Raw genomic sequence first — 12,958 nt, forward strand, 5'->3', positions numbered from 1 at the left:
AGCATCAGGACGAAAAAAGACCCTGCCCCGAGGATTCGGGACAGGGTCTTCGTGGAGCGCCGGGCAGGCCTTGCACCTGCATTTCCCCGCAGGAAGCGGGGCGTCTTTCCTTGGACCACCAACGCATGGCCGGTCTGTGCGACTTCCGCCGACCAGCTCAAGATCAATACTATCAGAGCATCACGCCGGCCTCACCACCGAGAAGCACCCCCGGTGCCGCCGCCGGGCCGTACGACTCGGCGGTCACCGCGCTCCGCCCGTAACAACCCTTCGACGAAGCCCGGTTCGGCGTTCCAGTCGCAATGATCAGCGCGCTACGTTCACACGTACGTTCTGATGCAGAGGTTGCGGGTGTTACGGGGGAACGCGTGTCGAACAGGCCGACGGACTGGCACCTACTCGACCTGGACCGCGACCCGACGCCGGGCGACCCGTAGCGGGTGCGCAGACTCGCGGGCTCGCTGCACGACTTCGCCGACGACGTCGCGGACATCCTGCGGGACGTCAAGGGGCTGGCGAACGACGACGCGGCCCTGAAGTGGGCGGGCAAGACGGCGGACGCCTTCGCGTCGGAGTTCGAGGACGTCCCCGGCCGACTCAAGAAGCTCAAGAAGTCCTACGACATCGCGGGCGACGCGCTCGCCTCGTACTGGCCGGACCTGGACGACGCCCAGCAGAAGGCGGACAAGGCGCTGCGCGACGGCCGCAAGGCCCGCCAGGACCTGTCCACGGCCAGGACCGCGCTCTCGGGTGCCGACGACTGGGTGCACACGGCCACCGCGAAGGCCGACTCCTACGCCCCGGACAAGCACCGCGGCGAGAACGTGCCCCCGCCGGACGAGGCCGCCGTCCGGCGCGCGACACGTGCCGCCCAGCACGCCAAGGAACGGCAGAAGGACATTGTGACAGTTGGCGCAGAACGGGGCGGGCTTGCCACCTCCCATGCAGGGAAAGTGGGTGTTCATCGTGATTTCCCGCATCGCGGAAGCACCGTCCGGGAGGCCCGCGGCGGCACGGTCGTGCAGTGCCATGTTCGTGGCTTTCACCTCGGCGTGCCGAAGCGGGCGGCGTGGACAGCGTCGCAGGCAGGTTTCCTGGCTGGCCGCCGAGCGACCAAGTCCTCATACCTGGAGTCACTTACTGATGCGCATCGACGTCGACGACCCCGAACTGGACATGGGAATCGACCAGTCCCTGACCTATCAGGGTCTGCTGTTCACCGGAGAGACCGTCGAGAAGAATCCCCGGACGGGTCAGGTGGTCGCCATGACCACCTATACCGAAGGCTTGGAGGACGGTCCCATCCGCGAATGGTATGCGGATGGAGCGGACAGAGCGGAAGGTCAATGCCGACGAGGAATTCCGTACGGCCGCCGGCGGGACTGGCACCAGAACGGTCGGCTGGCCCTGGAGAAGGAATACGGCGCGCGCGGAATGGTGAGATCGATCAAGAAGTGGTCGGAGAGCGGCGAACTCGTCGACGACCGGACCTTCGACGTGTGAGGCCGACCCCGGCTTCCCTCCTCCTTCCCTCCTCCTCTTCTCCTCACCTCCCGCCGAGCCGACCGCCGTCAGGAGCCCCATGGACTTCAGCAATCGCTGCCGGATCTGCGGTGATCCGGCTCCCCCGATCGACGGCCAGTGCGGCGAGATCACCGGATACCGCCTGGTCCGGGATCCCTGGTCCGATTCCCCGTCCTTCCTCGACGGCAATCTCCACTTCTCATGCCTTGAGCAATCGGACAGACGTGGCGAGTTCCACGAGGAGTTCGTCCACCTCGTTCAGGCCGGGCACGAAGAAATCCCCGGTCTGGAAGCGTCGCACCCGCCGTTGACAAGGATGGGCCTGAGCATGCGCCCTGTCTTCTCGGGAGACGAGTGCGACATTTTCCAGAGCCGGATGTCCGATCGCTGGATGCTCGTGAAGAAGACCGGTCCATGGTTCGGCTTCGGTCTCCCCCAGCTCCGGGCCATCGGCTCGGGCGCACTTCCGGTCTCGTCCTCGGACGTGACCCGTTACCGGCTTCCCGTCGATCTCGGGGACGAGGTCGGCGCGTACGGCCTTTCCGAGCTGCTGGAGGCCCTCGGAGTGGCGCACCGGTACGCCGACGCGGCCGAGCCGGCCCGAGTGGAATACCGTTTCGTCGACTACTACGCACCGAAAAGGCTCCTCGACTACGTGGCCGCGGCACCCCTTCCCCTGCCGGAGGAAGCCGTCGCTTTCCTCGCCGCCCACGCGAAGACGTACAACCCCGTCACTTTCGACGAAGAGGACGCGTGATCGAGTACACGCACAAGGAAGGCCCTTGGGCCGAGACCGCGGTGACGCTGGTCGTCCGCAAGCAGGACCTGGACGCCGATCTCGTGACCCGGACCCTCTCGCTCCCTCCGACGTCGGTCCGGAGGCCGGGAAACGATCACCGCGATCGGGTGTCACCGCCCCGGAGCGGACTGTGGGCACTCCAGGTGCACGACAGACTGCCGGGAGGACTGAGCGATCAGCTCCGCACCCTCATGGACCTGGTCGGGCCCCGATCCTCCTCACTGGCCCAACTGACGTCCCAGGGCTACGACATCCACCTCGACCTCTTCGGATTCGTCGGCCGCGGGGCCACGTTCGTGCTGGCTCCCGAGGTCGTCCGGACAGCTGCTGCCCTCGGCGTTCCCGTCACGGTCACCACCAGCGTCAGTGATCGGTGAGGATCCGCATGGAACTCGTCTCTTCGTGGGACACCCCCCGAGCCGCCCTGCTCATCACCGGGCGGAACCTGGAACCGCGGGACATCACCGCCGCGTTGGGCATCACGCCCACGTTCTCCAGGGAGGCGACGCGCGATGCGTCGTTCCGGCCCGGCGAGGGATGCTGGGCACTCCAGGTGACCGGTGCGCCGGAGCGGGGATTCGACGGGCTCGTCGACGAACTGGTCGCGCTCATCTCTCCCCTTCTGGAAGAGGTCCAGGACATCCGGCGCCGTGGCCACTCCGTGCAGTTGGACCTGAGCGGCCACGTGCGGAGCGGTTCCCGGACCTTTCTCTCCCCTTACGCGCTGGCGCGCGCGGCCCGGCTCGACCTGCCGGTGTCCCTCACCACGGACGCCGGTCCCCCCGTCCGGTCCGAGGATCTGCTGGACTGGCTGCCGGCCCCGGACGGATCGCACCGGGCCACCTGAAGGAAGGCGTCCGACCTTGACCGCAAGCTCCACCTCTCCGGAGAACCCCGGCCTGTCCTCGGGCTTCTCGCTGTCCGTCCCGGATTCCTGATGGGAGTTCGACATCCGCCCGGAGGGCCGGGACGCGACCGTCCGCGGCCTCGTCGACGAGCGGATCCGTGGGGTTCCCGAACTCGCCGAGTACCGGGGCGACCTGGCGGCCGAGCTGCGCAAGATGGCCAAGGACGCGTACGACTCGGGGGCCGTGTACATGGGCTGCATGGCCGAGAACTTCGACGGCGTCCCGCTGACCGCGACCCTCACCGTCTCGGTGCTGGGCGCCAGGAACAAACAGGGCGTGGCGCTGTCGACCGACCCGCGTGCCATCGCGGAGAGCCTGGGGACGGTCACCGCCCGCCGCGAGGGCGACGCCTGGCACACGGTCACCACCGTCGACATCCCTCAAGTCGGTGTTGCCGCCCGGACGTTCGGCGTCGAGGACGTACCCGTCGCCCAGGGCGACACCCGTACCCTTCGTATGGTGCTGACCCAGACCTACATTCCGGTCCCGGGAACCACCGACCAGGTCGTTCTCGTCTCCGGAGCCAGCCCGGTGCTCGGTCTGGCCGAGGCGTTCCACGACATCTTCGACGCGGTGACCGGCACGTTCCGGTTCGTCTGACCGGGACTTCAGGACTCCAGGAGGGGGAACCGGCATGGGTGGTGGCGGCAAGAGCGACCTCGCGCTCTCGCTGAGCGAGCTGGAGGACTACGGCGGGCGGCTGCGGGACATCAAGACCCGGCTGAACCACACCAAGAAGCTCTTCGAGTCGTACCGGGACGACCTGGGCGATCACACCGTCTACGACGCCCTGGACGACTTCGAATCCGGCTGGGAGGACGGCCGCGAGGACATCGGCCAGGCCCTCGACGCCCTCGCGGAGATGTCCGACGCCGTGGTCCGCGAGTTCAAGAAGCTCGACGACCAACTGGCCAAGGACGTCTCCGAGGGCGTGAAGACGGAGAAGAAGGACGGGGCGAAGTAGCCCGAGGGCGGAACCGTGACGGAGGCGCTGGGATGATTCGGCCCGTGGGGTTCTTTTCCGAGCTCGGGCCCGGGTGGGGGCTTCCCCTGGGCGGGCTTCTGCGGGAGTCCGTGAATCCCGTCGGTGAGCCGGACGAGGCGGAGATCACCGGCTACCTCGGACGGGGTGCCGGGATCTGGGCCGAGATGAGCGCCGGGCCCGACGTCCTGGACCCTGAGGCCCCGGTCCTGTCCGGCGTCGGTTCGCTCTTCACGGACGGGACCTGGCTGTGGCGTCAGGACCTTCCGTACTACCTCGGCAGATACCACGTCTCCCTGCCCCGGGAATTCCTCACGCACGTCAGGAACGCCCGGTACCGGGTTCCGGACGTGCCCGAGACACGCCTGCTGGAGATTCTGACGCGGGATCTCGGGATCGCCGTGAACTGAGCGGTGTCCCGGCCGACCGCGCCACCAGGACGGCTCCCGCCCGGCTCAGCCCACCTCGTTCTCCGCCACGGCCCGACCGTGGACGGTCACGTCACCGCCGTAGAACATGCCGGTGAAGACCGGCGAGTAGGTGAGCTGGACCTCGACCTCCACCTGCTCCGCGTCGGCGGTCACGCAGTGGGTGGCCGCGATGTCGGCGCCGGACATGCCCATCTCCCGGGCGAACGCCTTCACCCGGGCGCCGCAGTTCTCGAAGTTGATGGGCGCCGGGCCGTTCTCGTTCTCGTAGAGGGATTCGAGGTCGATGTCCTGGGCGGCGAAACGGGCCGCCTGCTCGGCGATGTCCGCGGCCCTCTCCCGCTTGGAGATGGACATGCCGCCGTCGATGACGAACGCCGAGAGCGACAGGAAGACCAGCGCGAAGATGATGACCGCGCCGGCGCCCGAGCCCCGGTCGTCGAGCCGCTCCCGGCGCCGGGCGGCCCAGCCGCGTACGGCGGAGTTCAGCTTCATGCCGTCCTCCGGAACGGGTCCAGCGGGGAACTGAAGGAGGCCTCCAGCGTGGTCGGCACGTCCAGGCCGATCATCGCGAGACCCCGTACCTCGCAGCTCACCTCGACGGTGAAGAGCGTGTCCGGCTCGAAGCCCGCGCTGGTCTGCGTCACGTTCACCGGACCCGAGCAGACGTCCCCGAGGTCGGCCTCGGCCGCCTTCCTCGCCTCGGCCATGGCGGTCGCGTGGTCCTTCTGGATCGAACCGGCCCGCGCGGCGTCCCGAGCGGCGCCGTCCAACGCACCGCGTCCGTCGACCAGTTGCCCGAAGGCCACCAGGACGAGAATGAAGAGGATCATCACCGGCGCGAGGATGACCACCTCGATGGTGGACAGCCCCCGGTCGCGCCGGTACCCGGACACGCGGTCCAGGAGCGCGGCGAGCGGAGCCTTCGGTCCCGTCACGGCGCCTCCTCCTTCACGAACCTCTCCACCGGCCCCGACGACTGCGCGTGCACGGTCAGGTTCAGGCCCGGAAAGACCGAGGGGACCCTGCCCGTGATCTCGACCCCCACGGTGTCCGGCTCCGGCTGGAGCATCGTCACGTCCGGGGACAGCACCAGCTTGGGACCGAGCTGGCGGATGTAGCTGTCGACGACGTCACCCGCCTCGCCGCGCCACGCGCCGGGCTGCGCGTCCGCGGTGGCGCGGGCCTTGCGGGCGCCCGCCTGGGCCGCCGCCTGGGCGACGTGGTCCGCGAAGAAGTACAGCGCGAACTGCACCGTCGCGAAGATCATGAAGAAGAGCACCGGAGTGAGCAGCACGAACTCGATCGCGGTCATGCCGGAGTCGCCGCGGGCGGAGGCTGCCTCCACCCTGCGGCGCACCCAGCGACGTACCCCTCGATGTTCGCGCACGCGTATCCCCGGAACTCAGCAGGTCTTGCCGGCGTCGGCGCCCTTGATGCAGTTGCCGACCTTGTTGGCGCCGTCGCTCAGCGCGGCGTTGATGATCGCGGCGACCACGCCGACGATGGCGACGACGACGGCGGAGATGATGACCCACTCGACCGCGGACGCGCCCCGGTCGAGTTCGCCGGAGCGGGCACGCTGCACCCGCCCCTGGAGGAAGGTGATCAGGAAGTCCACCCCCGGGATCCCGGTACTGAAGTTCCGTCCGTTCATGGTGAGTTGTCCTCTCAAAAAATAGTGGTGGCCGACTGGTGGCCCTTCGGGCACGGCGGACGATCAGACCTGGAACACACGCATCGCCGCCGGGAAGATCAGGAAGACCAGGAAGCCCGCGCACAGCAGGAGTTGGGCGACGAGCATCGACTGGGACTTCTCGCCCGCGCTGCCCTCGATCTCGGAGAGCTCGCGATGGCGCATCGTCTCGGCACGCGAGGCGAGCGACTCCCGCACCTTGGCGCCGTCGTCCGAGACCAGCGCCAGGGAGGCGGACAGGTCCTTCAGCTCCTCGACGCCGAGCTCCTCGCCGAGCGAGCCGAGCGCCTGCCACTGGCTGATGCCGGTGATCCGGGCGTCGGCGAGCGCGTTGCGGATGCGCTGGGTGGCCCAGCCGTCGGAGATCTCGGCGGCGGCCAGCAGCGCCTCGGGCAGACCGCGCCCGCCGGCCAGGCTCATCGACACCAGGTCCAGATACGCGCCGATCACGCGCCGCAGATCGCGCCGCTTGTCCACCGCGTCCCGCCGCACCTCCAGATCGGGGAGGAAGAAGAACACGATCGCGAAGAGCAGCGCGAGCCAGACCGGGATGATCGGACTGCGGCCGACGCCGAGGGTCCAGACGACGGCGAAGAGGAACGGGCCGAAGAAGACGCCGGCCGCGGCGAGCAGCACCTTCGTCGCCAGGAACCGCTCCCAGCTCCGGTCGAGCACCGCCAGATCGGCGCGCAGCGAGCGCTGTTCCCAGCCCTGCTGGAGATACAGCTCGGCGACACGCGCGCCGACCTGGGCGCGCAGGCTGCCGAGGCGTCCGCGGTCCTGCTGTCCGTGGTGCGCGGACTCGTACGCCGCCCCGCGGGCCCGCATCGCGTCGATCCGGGCGACCTGCGCGACCGCGCTGCGCTTCGACGGCATCAGCGCGCGGACGAGGACGTAGACGCCCAGGCCCAGGACGGCGCCGATCAGGATCGGCATGGTCAGGTTCATCGGCGTACCGCCTCATCCCCGGAAACCGGTGTACGGGGCCGGACGAACCGCACGGACGACTCGTCCCGTACCAGGAACCGCTCCGGCGTCTCGATCGTGGACAGCTTGCGCAGCCACCAGAAGCCGAGGCCGAACAGGCCGCAGACGCAGGTGAGAACGAGCTGGCCGACCGCCGTGCCGTAGGGCTCGACGAACTCACGGTTGAAGATCGATAGTCCGAGGACGAAGGCGATGGACACCGCGACGACGATCTGCACGGAACGCCGGGTCGAGGCGCGCTGGGCCATCACGCGCTGCCGCATGTCGACCTCCTCGCGCGCCGACTTGGCCAGCGCGCCCAGCACTTGGCGCAGACCGGGGCCCCGCAGCCGCGCGTTGAGGATCAGCGCGGCCACGATGATGTCGGCGGACGCGTCGTCGATCTCGTCGGCCAGTTGCTGGAGGGCCTCGGGGAGCGGTGTGCGGGACCGCAGCCGGTCCACCAGGGCGTCGAGATGCGGCCGCAGCACGGGGGCGGAGGCGCGTGCCGAGGCCGGGATGGCCTGCTCCAGGCCGACCGCGCCCGCGATGGTGTCGCGCAGCGACTCGGTCCAGGACGCCAGTGCCTCCACCCGGCGCATCGCGGCCCGTTCCTCGGAGGCGCCGCCGAAGAGCTTGTCCCAGAAGAAGACGAGGATGCCGGCCGCGATACCGGCGACGGCCCAGCGGGTGAGGAGGAGGACGACAAGGCCGGCGATGGCGGCGATCGAACCACGCTGTCCGGCGAACCGGATCAGCTCGCCCGCGCGCTCGCTCGCCTTGTGCTTCTCGTGTTCGGGCTTGGCGGGCAGTCCGCGCACGGCGACGGCGAACAGCGCGAGGCCGCCGCCGACGGCGATCCCGCACCCGAGGGCGTACAGGACGGGCAGGGAGAACAGTCCGCCCATGGAGCCGAGCGAGTCGAGCGCGGCGAGCGAGGTCGTCCCCGGGGGCCCGGCCGGCATCACGGCCGTGGTCAGATGCGGCACGGCCGCGGCCGGCGTCGTCATGTCCTGGGTCATCGTCGTCACCAATTCCCGCTGCCGGGCAGCCGGTAGCCCTGCGCGACAAGGTCGTCGAGGCAGGCGATGGGCGCGTGCGGGACGATCCGGCCGTCCGGGGCCTCGGCGAACACCTCGCTGGACAGCACCCGTCCGTCGACACCGTTGACCTCGCGCACGGAGGTCACCATGCGCTGGAGGCTGCCCCCGGACTCGTAGTCGTTGCGCCGCTGGACGAAGACCACGAAGTTCACCGCGCCCGCGATGAGCATCTGGCTGGCCTCGATGGGCAGCCGCTCGGTCGCCTGGAGCGCGTACGTGGAGATGCGGTTGAAGACCTCGCTGGAGCTGTTCGCGTGGATCGTGGAGAGCGAGCCGTCGTTGCCCTGCGACATCGCGTTGAGCATCGTGACGATCTCGTCGCCGAGGACCTCGCCGACGATGACGCGCGAGGGGTTCATACGCAGCGAACGGCGCACCAGTTCGGCCATCGTGATGGCGCCCTGGCCCTCGGAGTTGGGCAGGCGTTCCTCGAAGGCCACCACGTTCGGGTGCAGTTCGGCGAACGTGTCGAGGCCGAGTTCCAGTGCGCGCTCGACGGTGATGAGCCGCTCGTACGGCGGGATCTCGTTGGCGAGGGCGCGCAGCAGGGTCGTCTTGCCGGCGTTGGTGGCGCCCGCGATCATGATGTTCTTGCGGGCCCGGACGGCGCAGGCGAGGAAGTGGGCGACCTCGGGGGTCAGGGTGCCGTTCCCGACGAGGTCGGACATGAAGACCTTGCCGAGGCGCGCACGGCGGATCGACAGCGCCGGCCGGCGGGTCACGTCCATGACGGCGGAGAGCCGGGAGCCGTCCGGCAGCCGCAGGTCGAGCTGCGGGTTCGCGGAGTCGAAGGGCCGGGACGACAGACCCGAGTACGCGCCGAGGACCTGGATCAGCTCGATGAGTTCCTCGTCGGTCTCGGCGACGGGGTCCCCCTTCGTCTCCCGGCCGTCGGCATAGCCGATGAAGACCTCGTCGTACCCGTTGATGTCGATGTTCTCGACTTCCGGGTCGTCCAGGAGCGGCTGGAGACGGCCCACGCCGAAGAGCGCGGCGTGGACGGCGGCCGCGTACTGCTCCTCGGTCTCCGCGTCGAGCGGGGTCCGGCCGAGGTTGATCTCGCTGCGGGCGTGGTCCTCGAGTATCTGGGCGATGACGGCACGGGCGTAGTGCCGTTCGTCCTCGCCGGACATCGGGGTGACACCGCGGACCTGGTCCTCGCGGCGCTGTTCGGAGATGCGGTCACCGGCGTCCTGCCGGAACCGCTTGACCAGCTGATGGTCGACGGCGGTCATCGGCCGGCTCCGGCGGCGGGCTGTCCGTGCCCGGCACGGGGGCCGTCGGCGGGTACGGACCACGCCGCGCCGTACTGCTGGTACAGATCCGCGGTGACCTTGCGGGCCGAACGGATGAGCAGCGACTTGTCGAGACGGCCGCGCCGCCGCCCGGCCAGCTGGGCGGCGCCCGCCGGGTCGTCGGCGAGGGTGCCCACGACGCGGGCTCCGGTCTGGGCCGCCACGAGCATGTCGTTGACCTGGTGGACGAGCTTGGCGGAGTCGCCCGGGTCCGCGACGAGGACGACGCCGATGAACGGTGTGGCGAGGCCGCCGGCGCCGCGCGGTCCGCCGTGCAGCTTGGCGGAGAGCGCGGCGGCACGGTCACGGACGCGGGCGATGGCCTCGGGCTCGGTGCGGGAGATCAGGAGCACCAGGGCGGCGTGCGGGAACAGTTCGGACGCCGGGGTGTCCCCGCTGATCCGGCCGCAGTCGGCGATGACGTCCGCGGGCGCGTTCGGGGAGTCGGCGAGCTGCGCGAACGCCCGGCCCAGGGTGGGCCACAGACCGGCGAGACCGGCGGCCTGCTCGGCGATCCCGAGTCCGACGAGGACGTCGAGTCCGCCGCTCAGCGGCTGGACGTGGTCCCACAGCTGATCGGGGACGAGACCGCGCCGGGCGGTCGCCGCGATCGACAGCATGCCGGTGTTCGGGTTCAGCGGGCCGCCGTGGGCCGCCGCGCTGCGGTACACGAGGTCGCCGCCGGCGGGGTCGGTCTCGGCGAGCAGGACCCTGCGGGGCCAGACCGCGGAGAGCGCCACCGCTGCGGTGGTGACTCCGGGGGAACCCTTGTCTGCGGCGAGGGCGATGAGCGCCATGTCTGTCTACCCACTCGCCTCTAGTTGCCGGGAACGATGACGAGGGCGACCTGGCCCGCCGAGGCCGCCTGCGTGACGGACGCGGCCTGGCCGCTGTCCACGATCAGGGTGACCGGCAGGTTGGTGCTGCTGATCGTGCTGTCCTGGTGGTCCTGGACGGAACCGACCTTCGCCCGCTCGACGAGGGGGGCGCCGTCCGTGCCCGAGGCGCCCGGACCCGAGGAGTTCGACGAACCCGCCGAGGAACGGCTCCCACCGGATCCGGTGTCGCCGACACGGTAGACGGCCACCGTGTCACCGGACTTGATGCCCGCGGGGTACTGGCCCTCCTTGAGGGAGACGCCCACGGAGGCCTTGCCGTCGGGAAGCGCGGAGCCTGAGGCGAACATCTCGCCGATGACCACGGTCCCCTTGTAGATCGGGGACTTGGCCTTGAGCTTCTTGAGCTGTCCGACCTGCTCCCACGGGACGTAGTGGATGGAGGGATCGTCCGCGACCAGTACGGAGGTCGCGTGATCGCCGACCGACTCACCGGCCTGGATGTCGCTCGTCACCTTCACGACCTCGACCCGGTCACCGGCGCGCAGCACCAGCATGGTGGCGCCGAGCGCGCCGACGAGGACGAGGAGCACCGCGAGGGCGGCCAACGCGGGTTTGCGCTCGCGAGGCGGGGTGGGAAGACGCTCGCCCATCGCCGGGTGAGCCGACGTGGCGGAACGGTTGTTGCCCGCCCCCGTACGCTCTTGGATCCTCACGCGACCGCTCCCCGTACACCCAAGAAAATGTCTGTCAATTCACGTGCCAAGTAGGACACTTCACCCCCGAGCCCCTTTACTGGACGTACCGTGCGACCTGGCCGTACGGCCGACGCCGGAGCGAGTGTCAGGCCATGGCACCGTATCAGCCACCCATAGGCCCCTCAAGAAGCTCCAAGGCCCCCGAGGCGCACCTGACTCGACGTTATCGACGCGCAACGACAGCCGTCCGGTTCCGTGTTGAGCCGGACAGTCGGCCGGTCCGTCGTCTGTGCGCCAGCGAATCGCCGCCGCCGCCCGGGACTTCCGTCACGTACCGTGCACGATGCCTGCACGAGGTGCTCACGGAACGGGCCGGAAGAGGGCGCGGGAAGAACCGGACCAGGACCGGACTCAAAACCCCCAGGGGCTGGGATGAGGCCTGGCGGCCGGGTCCTCCGACCAGACCAGGCGGGCCTCGATGTCGTCCCCGAGCAGTTCGCTCAGCCGGTCGGCGGCCCAGCCGTTCCAGTGGACGCCGCCGCGAAACTCGGGGACCCGGAACGCGGCGAGCCCCACGGGCAGGGCCTCCGCGCGGAAGACGGCCTCGGTGATCTCGCCGGTGGTCTTCTTCGGCCTGGACGAACGGCGTGTGTCCAGGCAGTCGACGACCTGCTCCACGAGGTGGAGGACGTAGTCGTCCGAGCCGCCGGCGTCAGCGGGGAAGGCCGGATCGGCTGCTTCGATGACGACCGGCACGAAGGGGCCCGATTCCGACAGGTCCTCGGCGAGCAGGTCCGCGACGCGCCGGCTCAGGATCGGAGCGCCCGGATAGCCGCTCGGGAACTCGCCTTTGCGCCGGCCGGGGTTGCCGTCCCACGAGCCGCTGAACGAGGGCGGCAGATCCGTCGCTGACCCGGTGATCTGCCAGCGGATGAGTTTTCTGAGGGAACCGCCGAGGAGCAGTGTCCGGAACTCGCCCATGCTCGGAAGCAGGCGGTAGACGGTGAGGGGGTGTGAGGTGCTGTCGGTCATTTACGGTCCCGTCCAGGCTGCGGTCGGTCAGGCACGCCGGTCGGTCTGCCAGGCTGCGGCGAGGACGTCGAAGCACCTGAACGACCGCCGTCGGCGGACTCAGAACCCCCATGGATGGGGATGAGGCCTGGCGGCCGGGTCCTCCGACCAGACCAGGCGGGCCTCGATGTCGTCCCCGAGCAGTCCGGTCAGGCGGTCGACGGCCCAGCCGTTCCACTGGACCCCGACGGGGAACTGCGGCACGCGGAAGGAAGGCAGGGCGAGCGGGAGCGCGTCCGGGCGGAAGACGGTCTTCTGCATCTCACCGGTGGCCTTCTTCGGCTGCGAGGACGCGCGGGTGTCCACGCAATCGACGACCTGCTCCACGAGGTGGAGGAGGTACGTGTCCGCGGACGGCTCTTCGACGCGGACCGGAAGCAGCGGACCCGACTTCTCCAGGTCGTCCCGCAGGCGGTCCGCGAGCCGGCCGCCGAGAATCGGGGCGCCGGGATAGTCGGACGCGAACTCGGCCTCGCGGGCCTCCGGGTCACCCGTCCACTCCGCGGCGAACGCGGTGGGCCGCGGGGCCCGATCACCCTGGAACTGCCAGCGTTTGAGGTCGATGAGCGAGTCGTCCAGACGAAGCGTGCGCAGATTCCGCGCGCTCGGCATCAGGCGGTACACGGCCAGGGGCTTCGAGTTCATGAAGGAC

The 12,958-nt window shown here is 69.7% G+C and carries 18 protein-coding genes and 1 pseudogene; 8 read left to right on the forward strand and 11 right to left on the reverse strand.

The genetic code is table 11. From position 1 onward, the window contains the following. Positions 1-440 precede the first annotated feature (440 nt). The 8 genes and pseudogenes from ACF07B_RS17100 to ACF07B_RS17135 form a co-directional block, all read left to right on the forward strand. A pseudogene (locus ACF07B_RS17100) lies at positions 441-881 on the forward strand (putative T7SS-secreted protein); the annotation flags it as partial. 262 nt (positions 882-1,143) lie between these two features. Beyond that, positions 1,144-1,503 carry a toxin-antitoxin system YwqK family antitoxin gene (locus ACF07B_RS17105; RefSeq protein WP_392179482.1) on the forward strand — a complete coding sequence of 120 codons (360 nt, stop codon included), beginning with the start codon at positions 1,144-1,146 and terminating at the stop codon, positions 1,501-1,503. 79 nt (positions 1,504-1,582) lie between these two features. Continuing rightward, positions 1,583-2,281, forward strand: a complete 699-nt coding sequence (locus ACF07B_RS17110) for a hypothetical protein (protein WP_392179483.1) — start codon at positions 1,583-1,585, stop codon at positions 2,279-2,281. Beyond that, on the forward strand, positions 2,278-2,700 hold the full coding sequence (locus ACF07B_RS17115) for a DUF4279 domain-containing protein (RefSeq protein ID WP_392179484.1): 423 nt from the start codon (positions 2,278-2,280) through the stop codon (positions 2,698-2,700). Before ACF07B_RS17110 ends, ACF07B_RS17115 begins: the two co-directional genes overlap by 4 nt. A gap of 8 nt (positions 2,701-2,708) precedes the next feature. After that, positions 2,709-3,170: a DUF4279 domain-containing protein gene (locus tag ACF07B_RS17120; protein ID WP_392179485.1), complete on the forward strand. Its 462-nt coding sequence runs from the start codon at positions 2,709-2,711 to the stop codon at positions 3,168-3,170. Positions 3,171-3,273: 103 nt separating this feature from the next. Continuing rightward, on the forward strand, positions 3,274-3,831 hold the full coding sequence (locus ACF07B_RS17125) for a hypothetical protein (RefSeq protein WP_392179544.1): 558 nt from the start codon (positions 3,274-3,276) through the stop codon (positions 3,829-3,831). Between the two features lie 34 nt (positions 3,832-3,865). Next, positions 3,866-4,195, forward strand: a complete 330-nt coding sequence (locus ACF07B_RS17130) for a hypothetical protein (protein WP_392179486.1) — start codon at positions 3,866-3,868, stop codon at positions 4,193-4,195. A gap of 44 nt (positions 4,196-4,239) precedes the next feature. Beyond that, the gene (locus ACF07B_RS17135) at positions 4,240-4,623 is read left to right on the forward strand and encodes a hypothetical protein (RefSeq protein ID WP_369480605.1); all 384 of its coding nucleotides are present in this window, start codon (positions 4,240-4,242) and stop codon (positions 4,621-4,623) included. A gap of 45 nt (positions 4,624-4,668) precedes the next feature. Here the strand turns inward: ACF07B_RS17135 and ACF07B_RS17140 are convergent, their stop codons facing one another. The 11 genes from ACF07B_RS17140 to ACF07B_RS17190 form a co-directional block, all read right to left on the reverse strand. Then, a complete protein-coding gene (locus tag ACF07B_RS17140; protein WP_392179487.1) occupies positions 4,669-5,136 on the reverse strand; it encodes a pilus assembly protein TadG-related protein in 468 nt (155 codons plus the stop codon). Further along, a complete protein-coding gene (locus tag ACF07B_RS17145; protein ID WP_384236679.1) occupies positions 5,133-5,579 on the reverse strand; it encodes a TadE/TadG family type IV pilus assembly protein in 447 nt (148 codons plus the stop codon). The genes ACF07B_RS17140 and ACF07B_RS17145 overlap by 4 nt, the downstream gene beginning before the upstream one ends. Next, the gene (locus tag ACF07B_RS17150; RefSeq protein WP_362408283.1) at positions 5,576-5,956 is read right to left on the reverse strand and encodes a TadE family protein; all 381 of its coding nucleotides are present in this window, start codon (positions 5,954-5,956) and stop codon (positions 5,576-5,578) included. The genes ACF07B_RS17145 and ACF07B_RS17150 overlap by 4 nt, the downstream gene beginning before the upstream one ends. 90 nt (positions 5,957-6,046) lie before the next feature. Beyond that, entirely contained in the window at positions 6,047-6,298 is a 252-nt protein-coding gene (locus ACF07B_RS17155; RefSeq protein WP_037627216.1) for a hypothetical protein, read from the reverse strand. Between the two features lie 63 nt (positions 6,299-6,361). Beyond that, entirely contained in the window at positions 6,362-7,285 is a 924-nt protein-coding gene (locus ACF07B_RS17160; protein WP_384236676.1) for a type II secretion system F family protein, read from the reverse strand. Then, a complete protein-coding gene (locus ACF07B_RS17165; RefSeq protein ID WP_362408281.1) occupies positions 7,282-8,211 on the reverse strand; it encodes a type II secretion system F family protein in 930 nt (309 codons plus the stop codon). The genes ACF07B_RS17160 and ACF07B_RS17165 overlap by 4 nt, the downstream gene beginning before the upstream one ends. 119 nt (positions 8,212-8,330) lie before the next feature. Next, the gene (locus tag ACF07B_RS17170; RefSeq protein ID WP_369480607.1) at positions 8,331-9,641 is read right to left on the reverse strand and encodes a CpaF family protein; all 1,311 of its coding nucleotides are present in this window, start codon (positions 9,639-9,641) and stop codon (positions 8,331-8,333) included. Then, positions 9,638-10,498: a hypothetical protein gene (locus tag ACF07B_RS17175; RefSeq protein WP_362408244.1), complete on the reverse strand. Its 861-nt coding sequence runs from the start codon at positions 10,496-10,498 to the stop codon at positions 9,638-9,640. Before ACF07B_RS17175 ends, ACF07B_RS17170 begins: the two co-directional genes overlap by 4 nt. Before the next feature lie 20 nt (positions 10,499-10,518). Continuing rightward, positions 10,519-11,253: a hypothetical protein gene (locus ACF07B_RS17180; protein ID WP_392179488.1), complete on the reverse strand. Its 735-nt coding sequence runs from the start codon at positions 11,251-11,253 to the stop codon at positions 10,519-10,521. Positions 11,254-11,646: 393 nt separating this feature from the next. Beyond that, positions 11,647-12,267, reverse strand: coding sequence for a hypothetical protein (locus ACF07B_RS17185; protein WP_392179489.1), 621 nt, complete (start codon positions 12,265-12,267; stop codon positions 11,647-11,649). Between the two features lie 99 nt (positions 12,268-12,366). Continuing rightward, positions 12,367-12,951, reverse strand: a complete 585-nt coding sequence (locus ACF07B_RS17190) for a hypothetical protein (protein WP_392179490.1) — start codon at positions 12,949-12,951, stop codon at positions 12,367-12,369. Between the last annotated feature and the right edge of the window lie 7 nt (positions 12,952-12,958).

It is taken from the genome of Streptomyces sp. NPDC015532, assembly GCF_043078065.1.
Taxonomy (GTDB): Bacteria; Actinomycetota; Actinomycetes; order Streptomycetales; family Streptomycetaceae; genus Streptomyces.

What these genes read in the sequence shown, in the direction of transcription:
- ACF07B_RS17170 (WP_369480607.1), bottom strand. Translation starts at nt 9,641, where the DNA reads ATGACCGCCGTCGACCATCAGCTGGTCAAGCGGTTCCGGCAGGACGCC.
- ACF07B_RS17160 (WP_384236676.1), bottom strand. Translation starts at nt 7,285, where the DNA reads ATGAACCTGACCATGCCGATCCTGATCGGCGCCGTCCTGGGCCTGGGC.
- ACF07B_RS17130 (WP_392179486.1), top strand. Translation starts at nt 3,866, where the DNA reads ATGGGTGGTGGCGGCAAGAGCGACCTCGCGCTCTCGCTGAGCGAGCTG.
- ACF07B_RS17150 (WP_362408283.1), bottom strand. Translation starts at nt 5,956, where the DNA reads ATGACCGCGATCGAGTTCGTGCTGCTCACTCCGGTGCTCTTCTTCATG.
- ACF07B_RS17175 (WP_362408244.1), bottom strand. Translation starts at nt 10,498, where the DNA reads ATGGCGCTCATCGCCCTCGCCGCAGACAAGGGTTCCCCCGGAGTCACC.
- ACF07B_RS17190 (WP_392179490.1), bottom strand. Translation starts at nt 12,951, where the DNA reads ATGAACTCGAAGCCCCTGGCCGTGTACCGCCTGATGCCGAGCGCGCGG.
- ACF07B_RS17120 (WP_392179485.1), top strand. Translation starts at nt 2,709, where the DNA reads ATGGAACTCGTCTCTTCGTGGGACACCCCCCGAGCCGCCCTGCTCATC.
- ACF07B_RS17110 (WP_392179483.1), top strand. Translation starts at nt 1,583, where the DNA reads ATGGACTTCAGCAATCGCTGCCGGATCTGCGGTGATCCGGCTCCCCCG.
- ACF07B_RS17105 (WP_392179482.1), top strand. Translation starts at nt 1,144, where the DNA reads ATGCGCATCGACGTCGACGACCCCGAACTGGACATGGGAATCGACCAG.
- ACF07B_RS17165 (WP_362408281.1), bottom strand. Translation starts at nt 8,211, where the DNA reads ATGGGCGGACTGTTCTCCCTGCCCGTCCTGTACGCCCTCGGGTGCGGG.
- ACF07B_RS17185 (WP_392179489.1), bottom strand. Translation starts at nt 12,267, where the DNA reads ATGACCGACAGCACCTCACACCCCCTCACCGTCTACCGCCTGCTTCCG.
- ACF07B_RS17140 (WP_392179487.1), bottom strand. Translation starts at nt 5,136, where the DNA reads ATGAAGCTGAACTCCGCCGTACGCGGCTGGGCCGCCCGGCGCCGGGAG.
- ACF07B_RS17155 (WP_037627216.1), bottom strand. Translation starts at nt 6,298, where the DNA reads ATGAACGGACGGAACTTCAGTACCGGGATCCCGGGGGTGGACTTCCTG.